Genomic DNA, 22,118 nt, shown 5'->3' with positions numbered 1-22,118 from the left:
TGAAGTCCTTGCCATACAGGTAGGTCAGGCTTTCGCCATGCCATTGCAGCCATTCGCCTGCATGGGAGGGTAGGGTGGCCAGCAGGCTGCTGCCCAACAACAGGGACGTGGTGATGCGCTTCATGTTGTGATTCCCGGACTTATTGTTTTTGTTGGCGGTGTTTTTGGCGCGCAGGCGCCCCGGGCGACCCATTCCGGCGGGTCGACGGCGTAGCGGTTACTGCAGATGTGAGTAAGGGGCGGCAAAGCGCCGCCCCTTATGGCTCAATGCTGGTGACAGGCGTCGTTGTGCACCGCGCGGTCGGCGCCACCGAGGATGTTGAACAGCACGTTCAACACCAGGGCACTGACCGTGGCCATGGCGATACCACTGTGGGTGATGGGTTCCATCCACTGCGGCATCTGGGCAAAGAACTCCGGACGCACCACGGGGATCAACCCGAAGCCGACGCTCACCGCCACCAGCAGCTGGTTGCGGCGGTCGCCGATGTCCGCCTCCTGAAGAATCTTGATCCCGGTGGCGGTGACCATGCCGAACATGGCAATGGACGCGCCGCCCAGTACCGCTGGCGGAATCGAGGCAATCAGGAAGGCCGCTTTTGGCAGCAGGCTGAGCAGGATCAGCAGTGCACCGGCCACGATGGTGACAAAGCGGCAGCGCACCCCGGTCATCTGCACCAGGCCGATGTTCTGGGCGAACGAGGAGTGGGTAAAGGTGTTGAAGAAGCCGGCAATGAACGATGCACCGGCATCGCACAACAGGCCTCGACGCAGCATCCCTGGCGTAACTTCGCGATCAGTCACCTTGCCCAGGGCCAGGAACATGCCGGTGGACTCGACGAAGATGATCACCACCACCAGGCACATGGACAGGATCGGCGCCAGGCTGAAGGTCGGCATGCCGAAGTGCAGTGGGGTTACCACCTGCAACCACGGAGCGTCTTTCAGGCCAGACAGGTCGACCATGCCGATGGAGCCGGCCAGGATATAGCCAAGGCCCATGCCCACCAGCACCGACACGTTGACCCAGAAGCCACGCATGAAGCGGTTGATCAGCAGGATGACCGCCAGCACCAGGCCGGCCACCAGCAGGTAGATCGGCGAGCCGAAGGTTTCAGCTTCATGGCCGCCACCGGCCCAGTTGACCGCCACCGGGAAAAGCGACAGGCCAATCGAGGTGATCACCGTACCGGTGACCAGCGGCGGGAAGAAACGTACGACCTTGGACATGAACGGCGCGATCAGCATGCCGAAGAACCCGGCGGCGATGGTCGCGCCGAAGATCCCCTGCAGGCCTACGCCGGGCATGCCGGCCATGGCTACCATGCTGCCGACGGCAGCGAAACTGGCACCCATCATCACCGGCATGCGGATGCCCACTGGGCCGATACCGAACGACTGGATAATGGTGGCGACGCCAGCGACCAGAAGGTCGGCGTTGATCAGGAAAGCGACTTCTTCACGGGACAACCCAGCGGCCTGGCCGATGATCAACGGCACGGCAATGGCGCCACCATACATCAGCAGAACGTGTTGCAGGCCAACCAGGATCAGTTGGAACAAGGGCAAGGGTTCGCGCGGCGGCGCAATGGGGATATACGCCTTGCGTGACTCGGACATGCAGCACCTCGAGTTTTGTTTTTATTCTCGGATCCAAGCGGCAAGCTCCAAGCGGCAGTTTCTCGGTGAAGAGAGACTGGGGTTCCCGCTTGCAGTTGAACGCTCGATGCTTGCTTGTTGCGTGAATCTTCAAGTTTGAGGCCGGGTTTACCGGCCTCTTCGCGGCGCAAGGCCGCTCCTACAGGGGACTCAGTCGCCTTGTAGGAGGGTGTTTCAGTTGACCTGGGCGCCTTTGGCGATCCAGTCGCCGACGAGCTTGCGCTCTTCGGTGGTCATCTGGGTGATGTTGCCCAGCGGCATGATCTGGCTGGCGACCGCTTGCGCCTGGATGCGCGCGGCCTGGGCCTGGATCTGCTGCGGGGTGTCGAACATCACGCCGGCAGGGGCGGCGCTGAACAGTGGGCTGGTCGGTTTGGACGAGTGGCACACGGTGCAGCGTTCCTGGATGACATTGTGGATCTTGTCGAAGTCGCCACCGCCGGCCTGGGCAGCGGCCTGGGCCGGTGCTTGCGCAGGTGCAGCCGGCGCTTCGGCAGCCTTGGCGGCGTCCTCTGCGCGCTGCTCGGCAGCGGTCTTGCCGCCGACAGCAGTTGCAGGCAGCGGCTGGTACTCGACTTTCGCTGCGGCTTGCTCAGGGCTTACGGCCATCGGTTTCGGACCGGTGACGTAGGCCAGGCAGATCATCGCCAGGGCGCCGACCGGCAGGGTCCAGGCGTACTTGTTGCTGTCGTGGCGGGTGTTGAAGTAGTGGCGGATCAGAACCGCGGCTACTGCGATACCGGCCAGGATCAGCCAGTTGTACTGGCTACCGTAGGTGCTCGGGAAATGGTTGCTGATCATGATGAACAGCACCGGCAGGGTGAAGTAGTTGTTGTGACGCGAGCGCAGCAGGCCCTTGGCCGGCAGTACCGGGTCGGGCGTCTGGTTGTTCTCGATCGCCGCCACCAGCTGGCGCTGGGCCGGCATGATGATGCGGAACACGTTACCGACCATGATGGTGCCGATGATCGCGCCGGTGTGCAGGTAGGCACCACGGCCGCTGAACACCAGGCTGAAGCCCCAGCACGCGGCAATGATCAGCACGAACAGTACACCGCCGAGCAGCGCTGGCTTCTTGCCCAGGGGCGAGTCGCACAGGAAGTCGTAGATGAACCAGCCAGCGATCAGCGAGCCGATACCGATGGCCACGCCTTCGGCACCGCTCAGGGTGCTGCCAGGGGCCAGCAGGTACAGCGCCGGGTTCCAGTAGAACACCACGCACAGCAGGGCGATACCGGACATCCAGGTGAAGTAGGCTTCCCACTTGAACCAGTGCAGGTTCTCGGGCATTTTCGGGGGTGCGAGCTTGTATTTCTCCAGGTGGTAGATACCACCGCCGTGAATTGCCCAGAGATCACCCGACAACCCATCGCGCGGGTTGCTTCGGTTCAGGTGGTTCTCCAGCCAGACGAAGTAGAACGATGCACCGATCCAGGCGACACCGGTGATCATGTGAACCCAGCGAATGCTCAGGTTCAGCCATTCGTGAAGGTGTGCTTCCACAGTATGTACCTCTGCCGATCACCTAGCGATGATCGACCTTTTCTTATTGGTGGGGATTGAGGATCAGCATCTGTTCCTCGGTGAAGTAATGCTCATCGCAGTTGTTGCCAGAACCACTGCGATCAACCACCAGGAAATCATCCCGCTTTTCGATCGTGAGCACCGGGTGGTGCCAAACGCCGCGATGGTAATTGATGCCCTGCCTGCCATTACTGCGGAAGGCGCGGACCAAGCCTGATACAGGTGCATCGCCAACGGGCGCGACCACGATCAGAAAGGGGTTGCCGAGCAGCGGGATGAAAGCCTGGCTGCCCAGCGGATGGCGTTCCAGCATGCGTACGGTCAGCGGCATGTCCAGCGCGTCGGCGCGGAAGATGCTGATGATCGCCTTGTCTTCGGGCTCGGCGGTTTCGACCGTGGCGAGCTTGTGGAAGCGCATGGTCGAGCCGTTGTTGATCATGAAGTGGTCGCTGCCGTCGGTTTCGATCACGTCTCCGAACTGGGCGAAGGCTTCTTTGGTCAGGGGCTCGATCATCAGGGTGCGCATGCGGGTCTCTCTTATATGTTCGTTGTACTGAAAAAGGTTCGGCTGTCGCTTACAACTGCAGCAGGCGGAACAGGGCGATCAGGTTGATCTGCGCCAGGGCTTCCTTGAATTCGGCATCGGCATCGTTGTGGATGCGTTTTTCAAAGGCGGCGAGGATCTGGTGCCGGTTGCTGCCCTTCACCGCCATGATGAACGGGAACTGGAACTTGGCTTTGTAGGCATCGTTCAGCTCGGTGAAGCGGGCGAACTCTTCGGCGGTGCACTGGTGGATACCGGCGCCTGCCTGTTCGTTGGTGCTCGATTCGGTCAGCTCGCCCTGGATGGCGGCCTTGCCGGCCAGGTCCGGGTGAGCATTGATCAGCGCCAGCTGGTCGGCGTGGTTGGCGCTGAGCAGGATGTCGCTCATGCGCTGGTGCAGCGCCTCGATCTCGTCCAGCTCGCTCAGCTGGCCCAGGTCGTAGGCTTTTTCGGCAACCCACGGCGAGTGCTCGTAGATGTCGGCGAAGGCCTCGACGAAGGCGTCACGGCTCAGGGCGGAGGGCTTGAGGGTGTTGAAGGCGGTCATCAGGCGTTCTCTTTCTTGTACGGGTGGGTGGCGTGCCAGTGGCGGGCGATATCCACGCGACGGGCGAACCAGACCTGGTCATGGCTTTTTGCGTAATCGACGAAGCGCTTGAGTGCAGCCAGGCGTGCCGGGCGGCCGACCAGGCGGCAGTGCAGGCCGATGGAGAGCATTTTCGGTGCTTCGGCGCCTTCGGCGTACAGCACATCAAAGGCGTCTTTGAGGTACTGGAAGAACTGCTCGCCGCAGTTGAAACCCTGTACCTGGGTGAAGCGCATGTCGTTGGTGTCCAGGGTGTAGGGAATCACCAGGTGCGGCTTGCCGGTGGGGTTGTTCGGCTCCCAGTAGGGCAGGTCGTCGTCGTAGGTGTCGCTGTCGTACAGGAAACCACCTTCTTCCATCACCAGACGGCGGGTGTTCGGGCCGGTGCGGCCGGTGTACCAGCCCACCGGGCGCTCGCCGGTGAGTTCGGTGAGGATGCGGATGGCTTCGAGCATGTGCTCGCGCTCCTGGGCCTCGTCCATGTTCTGGTAGTCGATCCAGCGGTAGCCGTGGCTGCAGATCTCGTGGCCGGCTTCGGCCATGGCGCGGATCACGTCGGGGTGGCGCTGGGCGGCCATGGCCACGGCGAACACGGTCAATGGCACACCGCTGTCCTTGAACAGCTTCAGCAGGCGCCACACGCCAGCACGGCTGCCGTACTCGTACAGCGACTCCATGCTCATGTTGCGCTGGCCCTGCAGCGGCTGGGCAGCGACCATCTCGGACAGGAAGGCTTCGGACTCTTTGTCACCGTGCAGGATGTTGCGTTCGCCGCCTTCCTCGTAATTGAGCACGAAAGACAGCGCGATGCGAGCGTTGCCCGGCCATTGCGGGTGAGGAGGGTTGTTGCCGTAACCGATCAGGTCGCGAGGGTAGTCAGCGCTCACTGCAGTCTTCCTTCTTGTGCGTTAGTGCGGGTGGTGGGCGGGCCGCGTCGGTATGTCGCACCACCGGATGGGCTGATTGTATACAACTTCTGAAATCTTTTGTAAGCCTGTTTTTCCGCATTTCTTCCCTTTTGTCGCCGCGCAGCGACCGGGAAATACAGTGCAAGAAACCTGCCTGATTGGTCAGCTAATGACGTTTGCCTCGTTACAGGGCCTGTATTTGCGACCGATGGGTCGTTTAGTGGCAGGAAATGCTGGGTGCGACGGATGGCTTTAAAAAATTGTGTACAATTTTGCGATGAAATGTCTTAATGGCGTCATTCCCGCCTGCCGCAGGCGCTATGCTGGTGCGATGGCTGAGTATTTTTTGCCCACAGATTGAACAAGAGGCGACACGCAATGGGACGTTTGACCACACACGTACTGGATGCCGCGCATGGCTGCCCGGGCAGCTCGATCAAGGTCGAGCTGTACCGCGTCGAAGGCCAGCAGCTGGAGCTGGTAAACACCGCCCTGACCAACAGCGACGGCCGCGTCGACGCGCCGCTGCTGCAGGGTGACGACTACCGCACCGGTGTTTACCAGTTGCAGTTCAGCGCGGGTGATTACTACCGCGCCCGTGGCGTGCAGTTGCCGGCCCAGGCGTTTCTGGATGTTGTTGTGCTGCGCTTTGGCATCGACGAGTCGCAGGAGCACTACCACGTGCCGCTGCTGATTTCGCCGTACAGCTATTCGACCTATCGTGGAAGCTAGTTGGTCGCTAGAAGAATCTTCGTAGGTCCTTTGGCCCGCTCTCACACTGGCGGGCTTTTTTTCGTCTGGGCGGTGGCAATATCATCGCGTATGGCATGTTGTGTAACGTGCAGTGACTTGCCTGTCTTCAGCAATGCATGATCTTCAGCGCCCGCAGCCAACGCCCCTCCCAGATTGAAGAATGTGCCGACCAGGCGTGGTGCTCCTTGCTCTTTCATCCATTCCAGGCCGGCCTGCAAATGGGCTGAAGTGTTGGAAAGACTCCCGCTTCTAGTGCGTTGTCCAATCTCGACGTAGGCCTGTGCGTGCTCGCGACTCAAGGAAGCATCACCATGGCTCGCCAGGTTGCTGTTCACTTTGGCTAGCTTCTCTAGGAAGGGTGTGCTGGTGGAGAGTTTCTGGGTGTATTCATTGATCACGCTTCTTCCTTCGATGAAGCCGTGCTCGGACTGTGAACGACTTGGAAACAGGGATTTTCCAGTGAGGTCCCACGTGCTGGCTGCGAGCTTTTTACTTGGTTTAAACAGACCTTTGAATTGTTCGAAAAGACCGGGGGACATACCAGAAGGGTCTGTCAGGTTTACCGGGTCCCCTAAGCAGTAGCTATAGGCGTTGAGTCCGCCCGTTTTGAAAGGACTCAGGGAGTCTGGGCTGTGAAACCTCATGAGCGACGGGCTGTACGCTCTATGTCCGTTGCCTAACGGATAAAGACCCGTCAACCCGTCTTGGGGTTCGCCATTGAAGCCAGTATGGTTTTTGCGAGGTCTGCTGTGTCCATACGGGGTATAAGCACATGCAGGGAGGTCCATACTGTGCATTGGTCAGCCTCTGGTTATAAAACCTTGGAGATCTGCATGATTTGTATCAGGCCCCGGTACACCTTGCACCTGACAAAAATATCAGTCTTGCCGGCTGGCACGGTCTCTGTAACAGCGGCCTTGCCGGGACGTCGGACTGGTAGAAAAGGGCCGCAAAGCGGCCCCAGGATCTGCGTCGTGAAAGGGATGTCTGGGGCTGCTTAGCAGCCCGTTCGCGACCCAAGGCCGCTCCTGCAGGGGGAAGATAGAGGTTAAAGGAACACAAACTTGGCAATGAAGATTGCGCACAGCACCCACAGACTGGCCGAGATTTCCTTGTACTTGCCAGTACCTGTCTTCAGCGCGACGTAGCTGATGAAGCCCAACGCAATACCATCGGCGACCGAAAAGGTCAGGGGCATCATGATCACCGTGACAATTGCCGGAATGCTGTCGGTGGCCTCGTCCCAATGGATGTGCGCCATGCTGCCCATCATCAGCATCGCCACGTAGATCAGCGCGCCGGCCGTCGCGTAGGCCGGAATCATCCCGGCCAGCGGCGCGAAGAACATCGCGGCGATGAACAGCAGGCCGACCACCACAGCCGTGAGGCCAGTACGGCCACCTGCGGCAACACCGGCAGCACTTTCCACATAGCTGGTCACCGGTGGCACACCCACCACTGCACCGAACACACTCGAAGCACTGTCCGCCTTCAGCGCCTTCGACAGGTTCTCGATACGCCCGTCCGCCGCCACCAGGTTGGCCCGCTGCGCCACGCCCATCAGCGTGCCGGCGGTGTCGAACATGTGCACGAACAGGAACGCCAGCACCACGCTGATCATGCTGACGTTGAACACCCCGGCCACGTCCATGGCCATCCAGGTCGGTGCCAGGCTCGGCGGCATCGACATCACCCCGCCAAACTTGACCAGGCCCAGGCCCCAGCCCGCCAGGGTGACGCCGATGATGCTGATCAGGATCGCGCCGAACACCCGCTTGTAGCTAAGGATGGCGATCAGCAGGAAGCAGATTGCCGCCAGCAGCGGCCCCGGCTCATGCAGCGAGCCCAGCTTGATCAGGGTGGCGGGGCTGTCGACGATGATGCCTGCCGTCTTCAGGCCGATCAGCCCGAGAAACAATCCGACGCCGGCCCCCATGGCATGGCGCAGGCTGACCGGGATGCTGTTCAGCAACCATTCGCGCACTTTCGACAAGGTCAGGAACATGAACAGCACGCCCGAGACGAACACCGCCCCCAGCGCCGTTTCCCAGTTGTAGCCCATGGTGCCGACCACGGTGTAGGTGAAGAAGGCGTTAAGCCCCATGCCCGGTGCCAGGCCCACCGGCCAGTTGGCGTACAGGCCCATCAGCAGGCAGCCCAGCGCGGCGGCGATGCAGGTGGCGACAAAGGCGGCACCATGGTCGATGCCGGCGTCGGCCATGATGTTGGGGTTGACGAAAATGATGTAGGCCATGGTGATGAAGGTGGTCACCCCAGCGATCATCTCGGTTTTGACGGTGCTGCCGTGTTGCTTGAGTTTGAAAATCCGCTCCAGCCAGCTTGTTTCGAGCGGTGGGGCGAGATCCAGCGTAGGGGCTTCGGATTTGCGGCTTGCCACAGCGAGTACTCCTCAAGTCTTTCTTGTTGTTATGGAGCCAGTTTCCTGCGCAATGCACTTGGCGGCTCCGCGAGGGAAGGCAGACGTCTGACCGTTTTATTGACTCGCGGGTCAAGAAGTTGCTCGGTGGATTATGCTTTTGTGTACAAAGAATGCAAATAATGTTTTATGTTTTGTGTGCGCAATGCGTCGTACAACGGCTATATAGGTAAAACGCCCCCTGCGGAATCGCCTCAGCCTGTGTACAATGGCGCCATACTTTCTCTTCGTGCCTCGAGAGCCCATGAACGAACAGCTGCAACCTCTGAAGAAACCTGCACGTGTCGGCAAGGCCGGCCGCAGTGGTACCCAGGACGACATCGTCTACGCGCACATTTTCGAGGCTATCCTCGAGCAGCGCCTGGCGCCGGGCACCAAGTTGAGCGAGGAAGCGCTGGGCGAAATCTTCGGCGTCAGCCGCACCATCATCCGCCGCGCCCTGTCGCGCCTGGCCCACGAAAGTGTGGTGCTGCTGCGGCCGAACCGCGGTGCAGTGGTGGCCAGCCCGACGGTAGAAGAGGCGCGCCAGGTGTTCTTCTCGCGGCGCATGGTGGAGCGGGCCATTACCGAACTGGCCGTGCAGCACGCTACCCTGGATCAGCTCAACGAACTGCGGCAGATGGTGCGCGAAGAGCGCGACAGCTTCTCACGCGGTGATCGCGGTGCCGGCATTCGTCTTTCCGGCGAGTTCCACCTCAAGCTGGCGGAAGCAGCGGGCAATGCGCCGCTGGTGAGCTTCCAGCGCAGCCTGGTGTCGCAGACTTCGCTGATCATTGCCCAGTACGAAAGCGGCAACCGCTCGCATTGCTCGTATGACGAGCACATGCAGCTGATCGATGCCATCGAGGCGCGTGATGCCGAGCAGGCCGTGAGCCTGATGATGCACCACATGGACCACATCGACAGCAAGCTGAACCTGGACGAGGAGAGCGCCTCGGACGATCTGCATGCGGTGTTCTCGCATTTGCTGAAAAAGCCCAAGGTTTCTGCCAAGGGTTGATCGTTTGCCAAGGTGATTGAAGGGGGCTGCTTTGCAGCCCATTCGCAGCACAAGGCTGCTTCTACAGGTGTTACGCGATGCCTGTAGGAGCAGCCTTGTGCTGCGAATGGGGCGCGAAGCGGCCCCCAGTCATTTCTGGCCATCAGCCAAAGGTCTGCTAAATTCTTGTGAGCAAACCTTCATCAAGCAGTTGGGCTTGCGCATTCGTTGCGTTCAACTTCTTGAGGAATGGATTCATGAGCATGTCCCTCGGTAAACGCATGGGTGCCGAACTGATCGGCACCTTCTGGCTGGTCCTTGGTGGCTGTGGCAGTGCTGTACTCGCAGCCAGTTCCCCTCTCGGCATCGGTGTGCTCGGTGTCGCCTTCGCCTTCGGCCTCACCGTACTGACCATGGCGTTTGCCATCGGCCATATCTCTGGTTGCCACCTCAACCCTGCCGTGTCGTTCGGGCTGGTGGTGGGTGGGCGCTTTCCTGCCAAAGAGCTGCTGCCCTACGTGATCGCGCAAGTGATTGGCGCCATTCTGGCGGCCGGTGTGATCTACCTCATCGCCAGCGGCAAGGCCGGTTTCGAGCTGTCTTCGGGGCTGGCTTCGAACGGCTACGCCGACCACTCCCCCGGTGGCTATACGCTGGGTGCGGGCTTCATCAGTGAAGTGGTGATGACGGCGATGTTCCTGGTGGTGATCATGGGTGCGACCGATTCGCGGGCGCCGGCAGGTTTTGCACCGATCGCCATCGGCCTGGCCCTGACCCTGATCCACCTGATCTCGATCCCGGTAACCAATACCTCGGTCAACCCCGCGCGCAGCACGGGGCCGGCCTTGTTCGTCGGTGGCTGGGCCCTGCAACAGCTGTGGCTGTTCTGGGTGGCGCCGCTGATCGGTGCTGCAATCGGCGGCGCGCTGTACCGGGGCCTGGCAAAAGAGCCTTAGCGCTGGTGCACGCAACGCCCGGCAGCGTAGGTTTCACGCACAGTGCGGTCGTCGCCCAGGGTGGTGAGCACGAACAGGGTCTCTTCGATGCTGTTGGACTGCTGAATGCGGTAGTCCAGCAGCGGCGTGGCCTTGTAGTCCAGCACCACGAAGTCGGCATCGTTGCCCGGGCGCAGGCTGCCGATGCGGTCGTCCAGGCGCAGCGCACGGGCGCCGCCGAGGGTGGCCAGGTACAGCGACTTGTACGGGTGCAGGCGCGCGCCTTGCAGCTGCATCACTTTGTACGCTTCGTTCAAAGTGTTGAGCAGCGAGAAGCTGGTGCCGGCGCCGACGTCGGTACCCAGGCCCACGTTGACCTTGAAGCGCTCGGCCTGGGGCAGGTTGAACAGGCCGCTGCCGAGGAACAGGTTGGAGGTGGGGCAGAAGGCCACGGCCGAGCCGGTTTCGGCCAGGCGCTGGCATTCGTCGTCGCACAGGTGCACGCCGTGGGCAAACACTGAGCGCTCGCCCAGCAGCTCGAAGTGGTCGTACACGTCCAGGTAACCCTTCTGCTCGGGGAACAGCGACTTGACCCAGTCGATTTCCTTGAGGTTTTCCGACAGGTGCGTGTGCATGTACACGCCCGGGTGTTCCTTGAGCAACTGGCCGGCCAGGGTCAGCTGTTCTGGCGTACTGGTCGGGGCGAAGCGCGGGGTAACGGCGTAGTGCAGGCGGCCCTTGCCATGCCAGCGCTCGATCAGCGCCTTGCTTTCGGCGTAGCCGGACTCGGCGGTGTCGGTCAGGTAGTCCGGGGCATTGCGGTCCATCATCACCTTGCCTGCGATCAGGCGCAGGTCCAGGCGCTCGGCCTCTTCGAACAGGGCGTTGACCGATTCCGGGTGCACGCTACCGAATACCAGCGCGGTGGTGGTGCCGTTGCGCAGCAGTTCCTTGAGGAAGATTTTCGCCACCTGGTCGGCGTGGGCTTTATCGGCGAACTGTTTTTCGCAGGGGAAGGTGTAGGTGTTCAGCCAGTCCAGCAGTTGCTCGCCGTAGGAGCCGATCATGCCGGTCTGCGGGAAATGGATATGGGTGTCGATAAAACCCGGGGTGATCAGCGCGTCCTGGTAGTGCTCCACCGGGATGCCGGCGTCCAGCGTCGGCAGCAGGTCGCTGGCGTGGCCAATGGCGCTGATGCGGCCATCGTCGACCACCAGCAGGCCGTCTTCGAAATACTCATGGGAAGCCTCCAGGCCCACCTCGGCCGGGTCGGCGATGCTGTGCAGGATGGCGGCACGGTAGGCTTTGCGGGTAACGGTCATAACACACTCGTCAAATAGCTTGGCTGCGCCGGGAGGGCGGCAGCAACTGGGCAATGGGGCCGGCATTGGCAGCAGCGTCGTGCTGGCCGAAGCAGGCGTTGTAGGTGGCGATGATTTCGCCGGCGATGGACACAGCGATCTCGATGGGCAGCTTGCCCTTTACCTCCGGCAGGCCCATCGGGCAGCGCATGCGCGCCAGCACGGCCTCGTCGTAGCCGCGCTCGCGCAGGCGGTGCTCGAACTTGACCCGTTTGGTCTTCGAGCCGATCAGGCCGAACCAGGTGAAGTCGTTGCGCTTGAGAATGGCGGCGGTCAGCTCGAGGTCGAGCTGGTGGTTGTGGGTCATGACGATGCAGTAGCAGCCTGGTGGCAGGCCCGCGACTTCATCGACCGGTTCCTCACTGACGACCTTGGTCACCCCGTTGGGGATGAGCTCGGGGAATTCCTGTTCGCGCGAATCGATCCAGCGCACCCGGCAGGGCAGCGCGGCGAGCAAGGGTACCAGAGCCCGGCCGACATGGCCCGCGCCGAACACGGCGATCTGCGCCTGCACGGCGGCCATGGGCTCGAACAGCAGCACGGTCACGCCGCCGCAGCACTGGCCCAGGCTGGCGCCAAGGCTAAAGCGCTCCAGGTGTGGGGTGGTGCGCTGCTCTTCGAGCATTTGCCGGGCGATGTGCAGGGCCTTGTATTCCAGGTGGCCGCCGCCGATGGTGTCGAACAGGCCACTGGCGCTGACCACCATCTTCGAGCCAGCGTTGCGCGGGGTCGAGCCGCGCTCCTCGATGATGGTCACCAGCACGCAGGCTTCGCCACGGGACTGGTGGTCGGCGAGGGCGTTGATCCATTGGTGCATGATGCAGATCCTCTTCAGTGCAACGCGGTCGGCTTTGTGTAGGAGCGGCCTTGTGCCGCGAAAGGGCTGCATGGCAGCCCCAAAAATCTTCATTCCTGTGCAGATCCTGGGGCCGCTGCGCGCCCCTTTCGCGGCACAAGGCCGCTCCTACATGGACCGCGGTGTTACTGAGTCACAGTTTCGAACTCTGGGGCTTCAGGTTGCGCTGCAGCCACCACCTTGCGCATCTGCTCACAACCCCACAGCACCCGTTCCGGTGTCGCCGGCGCGTCGATGTTCGGCTGCACGCGGTAGTCGGCAAGGCTAGCCACGGCATCCTTGATCGCACACCAGGCGGCAATGCCGAGCATGAACGGCGGCTCGCCCACGGCCTTGGAATGGAACACGGTGTCTTCCGGGTTCTTGCGGTTTTCCACCAGCTTCACCCGCAGGTCCAGCGGCATGTCGGCGACGGCCGGGATCTTGTAGCTGGCCGGGCCGTTGGTCATCAGTTTGCCTTTGGCGTTCCACACCAGTTCTTCGGTGGTCAGCCAGCCCATGCCCTGGATGAAGCCGCCTTCCACCTGGCCAATGTCGATGGCCGGGTTAAGCGAGTCGCCCACGTCGTGCAGGATGTCGGCACGCAGCATCTTGTACTCGCCGGTCAGGGTATCCACGATCACTTCCACGCAGGCAGCGCCGAAGGCGTAGTAGTAGAACGGCCGGCCGCGTGCCTGGCTGCGATCGTAGAAGATTTTCGGCGTGCGATAGAACCCGGTGCTGGACAGCGACACCTGGGCGAAGTAGGCCTGCTGCACCAGTTGCTCGAAGCTGACGATCTGGTCGCGCATGCGCACATGGCCGTTGCGGAACTCGACGTCTTCCTCGGTCACCTGATAGTGCCGTGCGGCAAACTCGGTCAGGCGCCGCTTGAGGATTTCGGCCGCGTTCTGCGCCGCCTTGCCGTTCAGGTCGGCGCCACTGGAGGCAGCGGTCGGCGAGGTGTTGGGCACCTTGTCGGTATTGGTGGCGGTGATCTGGATACGGCTGAAATCCACTTGGAAGATCTGCGCCACCACCTGTGCCACCTTGGTATTCAGCCCCTGGCCCATCTCGGTGCCGCCGTGGTTCAGGTGAATGCTGCCATCGGTGTAGATGTGGATCAGCGCACCGGCCTGGTTGAGGAAGGTGGCGGTGAACGAAATGCCGAACTTGACCGGCGTCAGCGCCAGGCCCTTCTTCAGCACCGGGCTGTTGGCGTTGAAGCGGCGGATCGACTCACGGCGCTCGGCGTAGTCGCTGCTGGCTTCCAGGTCGGCGGTCATCTCTTCGAGCATGTTGTGCTCGACGGTCTGGTAGTAGTGGGTGACGTTACGCTCGGTCTTGCCGTAGTAGTTGGCCTTGCGCACGGCCAGCGGGTCACGGCCCAGGTGGCGGGCGATATGGTCCATCACCTGCTCGATGGCGACCATGCCCTGCGGGCCGCCAAAGCCGCGGTAGGCGGTGTTGGAGGCGGTGTTGGTCTTGCAGCGGTGGCCATGCACGGTGGCATCGCCCAGGTAGTAGGCGTTGTCGGAGTGGAACATGGCGCGGTCGACGATCGAGCCGGACAGGTCGGGCGAGTAACCGCAGTTGCCGGCCAGGTCGAAGTTGATACCGTGCAGCCGGCCAGTGTCGTCAAAGCCCACGTCGTACTCGACATAGAACGGGTGGCGCTTGCCGGTCATGGTCATGTCTTCGACCCGCGGCAGGCGCATCTTGGTGGGCTGGCCGGTCAGGCGCGCCACCACCGCACACAGGCAGGCCGGGCTGGCGGCCTGGGTTTCCTTGCCACCAAAGCCGCCACCCATGCGGCGCATGTCCAGCACCACCTTGTTCATCGGCACGTCGAGCACTTCGGCGACCAGCTTCTGTACTTCGGTGGGGTTCTGCGTGGAGCAATAGACGATCATGCCGCCGTCTTCGGTAGGCATCACCGAGGAAATCTGCGTTTCCAGGTAGAAGTGTTCCTGGCCGCCAATGTGCAGCGTGCCCTGAATGCGGTACGGGGCGCTGGCCAGGGCGGCAGCGGAATCGCCGCGCTGGTGGGTGTGGCTGTCGAGCACGAAGTGCTTCTTGCGCAGCGCCTCGACCACATCCAGCACCGGTTCAAGGTCTTCGTATTCGACGATGGCGGCCATGGCCGCGCGGCGTGCGGTTTCAAGGTCACGGGCGGCCACTGCAAGCACCGGCTGGCCGAAGAACTCGACCTTGTCGATGGCCAGCAGCGGGTCGCCGGCCACCACCGGGCCGATGTCTTTCAGGCCTGGGATATCTTCGTGGGTGATGGCGATGCGTACACCCTCGAAGGCATAGCACGGCGTGGTGTCGATGCGCAGGATGCGCGCATGGGCGCGGTCGGCGGTGCGCGCATACACGTGCAATTGGTTGGGGAATTCCAGGCGGTCGTCAATGTACAGCGCCTCGCCGGATACATGCTTGTCGGCGCTGTCGTGCTTGACGCTGCGGCCCACCCCGGTGGTGAGGTCCTGGCTGAACAGCTCGGCCATCTCGGCCTGGCTCTTGGCTACGTGATGGTTAGACATAAGCGGTCACCCGGGTTTCGATGTGCGGCGTTTGCTGTTCGATGAAGTACTTGCGCAGCAGGTTCTGCGCGGTCAGCAGGCGGTATTCCTTGCTGGCGCGGAAGTCGCTGAGCGGGGTGAAGTCTTCGGCCAGGGCCTGGCAGGCACGCTCGATGGCGGCCTGGTTCCACGGCTTGCCGCGCAGTGCCGCTTCGCAGGCGCGGGCCCGCTTAGGGATGGCCGCCATGCCGCCGAAGGCGATGCGCACGCCACTGACCATGCCGTCTTCGATGCTCAGGTTGAAGGCCGCGCACACGGCAGAAATGTCGTCGTCCAGGCGCTTGGACACTTTGTAGGCGCGGAACGCCCAGTCACTGGTGGCGCGAGGCACGATGATCTTCTCGATGAACTCGCTGTCCTGGCGGGCAGTGATGCGGTAGTCGATGAAGTAGTCTTCCAGTGCCATGGTGCGCTGGCGCTCGCCTTGGCGCAGGACGATCTGCGCGTCCAGGGCAATCAGCAGAGGAGGGGAGTCGCCGATGGGCGAGGCGTTGCCGATATTGCCGCCCAGGGTGCCCTGGTTGCGAATCTGCAGCGAGGCGAAGCGGTGCAGCAGGTCGCCGAAGTCCGGGTACTCCTCGTGGAGTGCGCCGTAGCAGTCGGTAAGCGGGGTGGCCGCGCCGATTTCCAGGTGGCTGGCGGTTTTTTCGATGCGCTTGAGCTCCTCCACGTGGCCGACATAAATCATCACCGGCAAGGTCTTGTGGAACTGGGTCACTTCCAGGGCCAGGTCGGTACCGCCGGCCAGCAGGCGGGCTTCGGGGTGCGAGCTGTACAGGTCGGCCAGGTCGGCTACGGTCAGCGGCACCAGGCAACGCTTGTCGCCGCTGTTCAGCTCGCCCGTCTGGGTCGGCGTAATGGCCTTGAGGCGGCTGATGGTTTGCGCCTGCTGGGCATCGAACTGGTCGCGGCAGGGCTGGCGGCAGCTCTGCTCGGCGGCGTCGAGGATGGGGCGGTAGCCGGTGCAACGGCACAGGTTGCCGGCCAAGGCTTCCTGGGCCTGGTGCAGGTCGGGGCCGCTGCTGTTCTTTTGCAAGGCGAACAGCGACATGACAAAGCCAGGTGTGCAGAAGCCGCATTGCGAGCCATGGCAATCGGCCATGGCCTGTTGCACGCTGTGCAGTTGGCCCTGGTGCTTGAGGCCTTCAACGCTGATCAGTTGCTTGCCATGCAGCGACGAGACAAAGGTGAGGCAGGAGTTGAGGCTGCGGTAGCGCAGGCTGTCGTTGCCTTGTTCGTCCTGGGTCAATTCGCCGACGACCACGGTGCAGGCGCCGCAGTCACCACTGGCGCAGCCCTCCTTGGTGCCGGGTTTGCCCAGGTGCTCGCGCAGGTACTGCAGCACCGTCATGTTCGGATCCAGGGCGTGCTCACTACGCAGCTCCTGGTTGACGAGAAACTGGATCACGGGGATAGCCTCGCAATGGTTTTATTGTTGTTGGGCGGACTCTAAGCAACAGCTGTCCAGCAGGTCAATATTTTTCTGACTCAAAGGTCAAGAAATTGCTCATGCCGCCGCCCGGCCGCTCACATTGCCCATACAACAAGCATAGATCGCGCCGGGCGCGCGGCTGTCTGGCAGGTCAAATAAACCCCCTGGGCCCTCTGCGCGATTACCGCCCAAATACGCTACAATCCGCCCCTTGTGCCCAGTTCAATGATTTTGAAGGAAAACCATGACGTTCAAGGCCCCGGACAGCCTCTCCGAGCAGATTGCCGATTACCTGGCCGAACGCATCATCCGCGGCGAGCTGGCGCCAGGCGAGCGTATCCAGGAGCAGAAGGTGACCCTGGCCCTCAACGTCAGCCGTGGCTCGGTGCGCGAAGCGTTGTTGATCCTCGAGCGTCGGCACCTGGTGGCGATCTTGCCGCGCCGGGGCGCTCACGTGACCGTGCTTGACGAGCGCAGCGTGCGCAGCTTGTGTTCCTTGATGGGCGAGTTCTACATCCTGCTGGGCAATGCGGTTGCGCAAAAATGGCGCACCGATGCCGACCTGCGCCCGTTTCTGGATATTCAGCAGCGCCTGCAGCGTGCCCATGACCAGCTCGACATCAAGACGTTTGTCGCCGACAGCTTCGCGGTAATGCGCGCGGCCTATCCGTTCGCCGACAACCCGTTCCTGCAGGAAACCGTGGAAAACCTGCAGCCGGCCATGAGCCGTGCCTACTACCTGTCGCTGGACCAGCGCCAGGCCAACATGATCGACTACCTCGACCTGTTCGCCCGCCTGCTCGACGCCGTGGTCGCCCGCGACCTGCCGCGCATTCGCGAGGTGCTTACCGCCTACGGCCAGCGCAGCTGCGAACTGGTGCTGGCGGCGCTGGCCCGAGGCTGACCGATGCGCCTGAAGTGCATTCGCCTGGCCGGCTTCAAGTCGTTCGTCGACCCGACCACGGTCAATTTTCCCAGCAACATGGCGGCCGTGGTCGGCCCCAATGGCTGCGGCAAGTCCAACATCATCGACGCGGTGCGCTGGGTGATGGGCGAGAGCTCGGCAAAAAACCTGCGCGGCGAGTCGATGACCGACGTCATCTTCAACGGCTCCAGCGGCCGCAAGCCGGTCAGCCAGGCCAGCATCGAGCTGGTGTTCGACAACAGCGAAACCACCCTGGTCGGCGAGTACGCCGCCTACGCCGAAATTTCGATCCGCCGCAAGGTCACCCGCGACGGGCAGAACAGCTATTACCTCAACGGCACCAAGTGCCGCCGGCGCGACATTACCGATATTTTCCTCGGTACCGGCCTGGGGCCGCGCAGCTATTCGATCATCGAGCAGGGGATGATCTCCAAGCTGATCGAGGCCAAGCCCGAGGAGCTGCGCAACTTTATCGAGGAAGCCGCTGGCATCTCCAAGTACAAGGAGCGCCGTCGCGAAACCGAGAACCGCATCCGCCGCACCCAGGAAAACCTGGCGCGCCTGACCGACCTGCGCGAAGAGCTGGAGCGCCAGCTTGAGCGCCTGCACCGCCAGGCCCAGGCGGCCGAGAAGTACCGCGAGTACAAAGCCCAGGAGCGCCAGTCGAAGGCACGCCTGTCGGCCTTGCGCTGGCGCGGCCTGGACGAGCAGGTGCGCCAGCGCGAGTCGGTGATTGGCGACCAGGATGTGTCCCATGAGGCATTGGTGGCCGAGCAGCGCAACGCCGATGCCAGCATCGAGCGCCTGCGCGATGGCCACCATGAATTGTCCGAACGCTTCAACCAGGTGCAGGGCCGCTTCTACTCGGTAGCCGGTGACATCGCCCGGGTCGAGCAGAGTATCCAGCACGGCCAGCAGCGCCTGCGCCAGTTGCAGGACGACTTCAAGGAAGCCGAGCGCACGCGCCTGGAGACCGAGTCGCACCTGGGCCACGACCGCACCTTGCTGGCCACTCTGGGCGAAGAGCTGGCCATGCTCGAACCCGAGCAGGAAATGACCCTGGCTGCCGCTGAAGAGGCCGCTGCGGCCCTTGAAGAAGCCGAGTCGGGCATGCACGGCTGGCAGGAGCAGTGGGACAGCTTCAACAGCCGCTCCGCCGAGCCACGCCGCCAGGCCGAAGTACAGCAGGCGCGCCTGCAACAGCTGGAAGCCAGCCTGGAACGTTTGGCCGAGCGTCAGCGCAAGCTAGGCGAGGAGCGCGAGCAACTGGGTAGCGACCCGCAGGACGCGGCCATGCTCGAATTGGCCGAGCAACTGGCCAGCAGTGAAATGCTGCTGGAAGAACTGCAGCTGTCCGAAGAACAGGTGGTCGAGCGCCTGGAGAGTGTGCGCGAGCAACTGCAACAGGCCACCCAGGCGCAGCAGCAGGCCCAGGGCGACCTGCAACGCCTGGGGGGTCGTCTGGCCTCGCTCGAAGCCTTGCAGCAGGCCGCCCTGGAACCGGGCGCAGGTGCTGCTGACTGGCTGCAAGGCCAAGGGCTAGAACAACAGCCACGCCTGGCTGAAGGCTTGCGGGTAGAGCCGGGTTGGGAGTTGGCAGTAGAAACGGTGCTTGGCGCCGATCTGCAGGCCGTGCTGGTGGATGATTTCGATACGCTCGATTTTACAGGCCTTGAGCAAGGTGAGCTGCGCTTGCTGCAGGCCAGCAGCAAGGGGGCATCGTTGCCCGGCAGCCTGCTGGAAAAGGTCGAGGGCCGTATCGACCTGGCGCCCTGGCTGGGCCAGGTCAAGCCTGTGGAAGACCTGGCCCAGGCCCTGGCACAGCGCGCGTCGCTTGGCGAAGGGCAGAGCCTGGTCAGCCGCGATGGCTACTGGGTAGGCCGGCACTTCCTGCGGGTGCGCCGTGGGGGTGAAGCCGAAGGCGGCGTGCTGGCGCGCGGCCAGGAGATCGAGCGCCTGGGCCTGGAGCAACATGAGCAGGAAGCGGCACTGGAGCAGTTGGAGCAACAGCTGCAGGCCCTGCGCGAGCAGCAACTGGACCAGGAAGAGCAGCGCGAACAGCTGCGCCGCCGCACCCAGGAAGAAAACCGTCTGCATGGCGAACTGAATGCCAGCCTGTCGGCCAGCCGTGCCCGTGCCGAGCAGGTCGAGTTACGCCGTCGACGCCTGCTTGAAGAACTGGCCGAGCTGGAAGAGCAGCGCGCCCTGGAGCATGAGCAGCTAGGTGAAGCGCGCTTGCTGCTGCAGGAAGCTCTGGAACTGATGGCCCAGGACACCGAGCAGCGTGAGCAGTTGATGGCCCGCCGCGACACCCTGCGCGAAGGCCTCGACCGGGTGCGCCAGGAGGCCCGCCAGCACAAGGACCACACCCACCAGCTGGCCGTGCGCCTGGGCTCGCTGCGCGCCCAGCACGACTCCACCCGTCAGGCCCTGGAGCGCCTGGAACAGCAGGCTGCGCGCCTGACCGAGCGCCAGGAGCAACTGAGCCTAAACCTGGAGGAGGGCGAGGCCCCTCAGGAAGAACTGCGTCTGAAGCTCGAAGAACTGCTGGAGCGGCGCATGGGCGTCGACGAGGAAATGCGCCAGGCCCGCTTGCACATGGACGAAGCCGACCGCGAACTGCGTGATGCCGAAAAGCGCCGCACTCAGGCCGAGCAGCAAGCCCAACTGCTGCGCGGCCAGCTGGAAACACTGCGCCTGGAGTGCCAGGGCCTGGATGTGCGACGCAAGACCCTGCAGGAACAGTTGCTGGCCGATGGCTACGACCTGCAAGGCGTGCTTGCCACCCTGGAGGCCGAGGCCAGCGAGCAGGGCACCGAACAGGAACTGGAGCAGCTTGAAGCACGCATCCAGCGCCTGGGCGCGATCAACCTGGCCGCCATCGAGGAATATGAACAGCAGTCCGAGCGCAAGCGCTACCTGGACGCGCAGGACGCCGACCTGGTCGAAGCCCTGGAGACCCTGGAAAACGTCATCCGCAAGATCGACAAGGAAACGCGCAACCGCTTCAAGGATACCTTTGATCAGATAAATGCCGGATTACAGGCACTTTTCCCAAAAGTTTTCGGTGGTGGCAGCGCTTATCTGGAACTGACGGGCGAAGATCTACTCGATACAGGGGTAACGATCATGGCGCGACCACCGGGCAAGAAGAACAGCACCATCCATCTGCTGTCCGGCGGCGAGAAGGCACTGACCGCTTTGGCGCTGGTGTTTGCCATCTTCAAGTTGAACCCCGCACCGTTCTGCATGCTCGACGAGGTCGATGCGCCGCTGGACGATGCCAACGTCGGGCGCTATGCGCGGCTGGTCAAGGAAATGAGTGAAAGCGTGCAGTTCATCTACATCACGCATAACAAGATTGCCATGGAAATGGCGGACCAGTTGATGGGGGTGACCATGCATGAACCGGGTTGTTCACGTCTTGTTGCAGTTGATGTGGAGGCGGCCATGGCCATGGTCGACGCTTGATGTGCGACGATGGGGGCACATTCTGTAGCGAAATGCCCCCGTCATGTGCGACAGACGGTGTAAAGTTGTCTTTGGTCGTGCTAGCTTAATGTCACTCGTTTTTTGCGTGGGTAAAACGCCTGTCAGAACATAGAGTTGGCGCCACGTGTTAAAGGGCTTTGAACCCTTTGTTTTCAAGCATATTTTTATAGAGGCACGGGATTACATGGAAATCGGTCTGCGCGAGTGGCTGATCGTCATCGGCATCATTGTCATTGCCGGGATTCTTTTCGACGGCTGGCGCCGCATGCGCGGCGGGAAAGGCAAGTTGAAATTCCGTCTGGATCGCAGTTATTCCAACCTGCCGGACGAAGAGGGTGGCGGTGCCGAAGTGCTCGGCCCGTCGCGTGTGCTGGACACCCACAAGGAGCCTGAGCTGGACGAAAGCGACCTGCCGTCGCTCAGCGCTTCTTCGCGTGATCGCGAACGCGAGCCCAAGCCGGCCAAGGCCAGCAAACGCAACAAGCGCGCCACCGCAGCGGCGGATGTGCAGCAGGGCGACCTGAACCTGAGTGCCGACACGCGCGAGCCTGACCTGTTTGCCGACAGCGATGACGACTTTGCCGCCGACAACACCCGCAGCAGCAGCCCGGCGCCTGCCACCAGCCTCAAGGAGCTGCCACCGGCCGAGGAAGTGCTGGTGATCAGCGTGATCTCCCGTGACGAAGGCGGCTTCAAAGGCCCGGCACTGCTGCAGAACATTCTGGAAAGCGGCCTGCGCTTCGGCGAAATGGACATCTTCCACCGCCACGAGAGCATGGCCGGCCACGGCGAAGTGCTGTTCTCCATGGCCAACGCGGTAAAACCTGGCGTGTTCGACCTGGACGACATCGACCACTTCAGCACCCGTGCGGTGAGCTTCTTCCTTGGGCTGCCGGGCCCGCGTCATCCGAAGCAGGCCTTCGACGTGATGGTCGCCGCGGCGCGCAAGCTGGCCCACGAACTCAACGGCGAGCTCAAGGACGACCAGCGCAGCGTGCTGACGGCCCAGACCATCGAGCACTACCGCCAGCGCATCGTCGAGTTCGAGCGCCGCGCGCTGACCCAGAAGCGCTGATGTGCCCAAGTGGGCAGGCCTGGCCTGGTCCTGTCCACCCTGTTTCAAGTGCAAGAGCAGCCCAGTGCTGCTCTTTTGCTTTGCAAGA

The 22,118-nt window shown here is 62.4% G+C and carries 17 protein-coding genes and 2 pseudogenes; 6 read left to right on the top strand and 13 right to left on the bottom strand.

Annotated features, from left to right (window positions below; genetic code table 11):
* The 6 genes and pseudogenes from ABI582_RS26840 to puuE form a co-directional block, all read right to left on the bottom strand.
* A pseudogene (locus ABI582_RS26840) lies at positions 1–124 on the bottom strand (outer membrane protein OmpK); the annotation flags it as partial.
* A 140-nt stretch (positions 125–264) separates the two neighbouring features.
* Complete coding sequence (locus tag ABI582_RS26835) at positions 265–1,620, bottom strand: nucleobase:cation symporter-2 family protein (protein WP_012273436.1); 1,356 nt, start codon at positions 1,618–1,620, stop codon at positions 265–267.
* Between the two features lie 213 nt (positions 1,621–1,833).
* Entirely contained in the window at positions 1,834–3,162 is a 1,329-nt protein-coding gene (locus ABI582_RS26830; RefSeq protein ID WP_016488366.1) for a urate hydroxylase PuuD, read from the bottom strand.
* A 43-nt stretch (positions 3,163–3,205) separates the two neighbouring features.
* The gene (locus ABI582_RS26825) at positions 3,206–3,709 is read right to left on the bottom strand and encodes an ureidoglycolate lyase (protein WP_016488365.1); all 504 of its coding nucleotides are present in this window, start codon (positions 3,707–3,709) and stop codon (positions 3,206–3,208) included.
* A 49-nt stretch (positions 3,710–3,758) separates the two neighbouring features.
* Positions 3,759–4,274, bottom strand: coding sequence for a 2-oxo-4-hydroxy-4-carboxy-5-ureidoimidazoline decarboxylase (gene uraD / locus ABI582_RS26820; protein ID WP_016488364.1), 516 nt, complete (start codon positions 4,272–4,274; stop codon positions 3,759–3,761).
* The gene (gene puuE / locus ABI582_RS26815; RefSeq protein WP_016488363.1) at positions 4,274–5,200 is read right to left on the bottom strand and encodes an allantoinase PuuE; all 927 of its coding nucleotides are present in this window, start codon (positions 5,198–5,200) and stop codon (positions 4,274–4,276) included. Before puuE ends, uraD begins: the two co-directional genes overlap by 1 nt.
* Before the next feature lie 399 nt (positions 5,201–5,599).
* On the opposite strand from puuE, the gene uraH reads away from it, so the two are divergent.
* On the top strand, positions 5,600–5,953 hold the full coding sequence (uraH, locus tag ABI582_RS26810) for a hydroxyisourate hydrolase (protein ID WP_003254328.1): 354 nt from the start codon (positions 5,600–5,602) through the stop codon (positions 5,951–5,953).
* Positions 5,954–5,994: 41 nt separating this feature from the next.
* On the opposite strand, the gene ABI582_RS26805 is transcribed toward uraH, so the two are convergent.
* The 3 genes and pseudogenes from ABI582_RS26805 to ABI582_RS26795 all read right to left on the bottom strand — a co-directional run bounded on the left by ABI582_RS26805 (position 5,995) and on the right by ABI582_RS26795 (position 8,372).
* The gene (locus tag ABI582_RS26805; RefSeq protein ID WP_442120779.1) at positions 5,995–6,513 is read right to left on the bottom strand and encodes a hypothetical protein; all 519 of its coding nucleotides are present in this window, start codon (positions 6,511–6,513) and stop codon (positions 5,995–5,997) included.
* A 9-nt stretch (positions 6,514–6,522) separates the two neighbouring features.
* A pseudogene (locus ABI582_RS26800) lies at positions 6,523–6,762 on the bottom strand (RHS repeat-associated core domain-containing protein); the annotation flags it as partial.
* 260 nt (positions 6,763–7,022) lie between these two features.
* Positions 7,023–8,372: an NCS2 family permease gene (locus ABI582_RS26795; protein WP_442120777.1), complete on the bottom strand. Its 1,350-nt coding sequence runs from the start codon at positions 8,370–8,372 to the stop codon at positions 7,023–7,025.
* Positions 8,373–8,655: 283 nt separating this feature from the next.
* On the opposite strand from ABI582_RS26795, the gene ABI582_RS26790 reads away from it, so the two are divergent.
* Both ABI582_RS26790 and aqpZ read left to right on the top strand, forming a co-directional pair.
* Positions 8,656–9,411, top strand: coding sequence for a GntR family transcriptional regulator (locus ABI582_RS26790; protein WP_012273431.1), 756 nt, complete (start codon positions 8,656–8,658; stop codon positions 9,409–9,411).
* A gap of 236 nt (positions 9,412–9,647) precedes the next feature.
* Positions 9,648–10,346, top strand: coding sequence for an aquaporin Z (gene aqpZ / locus ABI582_RS26785; RefSeq protein WP_019472843.1), 699 nt, complete (start codon positions 9,648–9,650; stop codon positions 10,344–10,346).
* Here the strand turns inward: aqpZ and guaD are convergent.
* The 4 genes from guaD to xdhA all read right to left on the bottom strand — a co-directional run bounded on the left by guaD (position 10,343) and on the right by xdhA (position 16,514).
* Positions 10,343–11,647: a guanine deaminase gene (guaD, locus tag ABI582_RS26780; RefSeq protein ID WP_043197248.1), complete on the bottom strand. Its 1,305-nt coding sequence runs from the start codon at positions 11,645–11,647 to the stop codon at positions 10,343–10,345. The two genes, aqpZ and guaD, sit on opposite strands and share 4 nt — an antisense overlap.
* Before the next feature lie 10 nt (positions 11,648–11,657).
* On the bottom strand, positions 11,658–12,503 hold the full coding sequence (gene xdhC, locus ABI582_RS26775) for a xanthine dehydrogenase accessory protein XdhC (protein WP_016488359.1): 846 nt from the start codon (positions 12,501–12,503) through the stop codon (positions 11,658–11,660).
* Between the two features lie 164 nt (positions 12,504–12,667).
* On the bottom strand, positions 12,668–15,067 hold the full coding sequence (xdhB, locus tag ABI582_RS26770; RefSeq protein WP_442120776.1) for a xanthine dehydrogenase molybdopterin binding subunit: 2,400 nt from the start codon (positions 15,065–15,067) through the stop codon (positions 12,668–12,670).
* Entirely contained in the window at positions 15,060–16,514 is a 1,455-nt protein-coding gene (gene xdhA, locus ABI582_RS26765; protein ID WP_442120775.1) for a xanthine dehydrogenase small subunit, read from the bottom strand. Before xdhA ends, xdhB begins: the two co-directional genes overlap by 8 nt.
* A 268-nt stretch (positions 16,515–16,782) precedes the next feature.
* Here xdhA and ABI582_RS26760 point away from each other — a divergent pair, with 268 nt between their 5' ends.
* The 3 genes from ABI582_RS26760 to zipA all read left to right on the top strand — a co-directional run bounded on the left by ABI582_RS26760 (position 16,783) and on the right by zipA (position 22,030).
* Positions 16,783–17,442, top strand: coding sequence for a GntR family transcriptional regulator (locus ABI582_RS26760; protein WP_016498621.1), 660 nt, complete (start codon positions 16,783–16,785; stop codon positions 17,440–17,442).
* Positions 17,443–17,445: 3 nt separating this feature from the next.
* Positions 17,446–20,934, top strand: coding sequence for a chromosome segregation protein SMC (gene smc, locus ABI582_RS26755; RefSeq protein WP_442120774.1), 3,489 nt, complete (start codon positions 17,446–17,448; stop codon positions 20,932–20,934).
* 205 nt (positions 20,935–21,139) lie between these two features.
* Positions 21,140–22,030 (top strand): cell division protein ZipA, encoded by an 891-nt coding sequence (gene zipA, locus ABI582_RS26750; RefSeq protein ID WP_442120773.1) that lies wholly within the window; start codon positions 21,140–21,142, stop codon positions 22,028–22,030.
* Positions 22,031–22,118: the final 88 nt, after the last annotated feature.

Origin of the sequence: Pseudomonas sp. SAS7 (assembly GCF_052112345.1) — a bacterium.
GTDB lineage: Bacteria > Pseudomonadota > Gammaproteobacteria > Pseudomonadales > Pseudomonadaceae > Aquipseudomonas > Aquipseudomonas putida_Q.
Note: the sequence above shows the minus strand (reverse complement) of the source record. Positions and strands in the feature narration are given on the sequence as shown.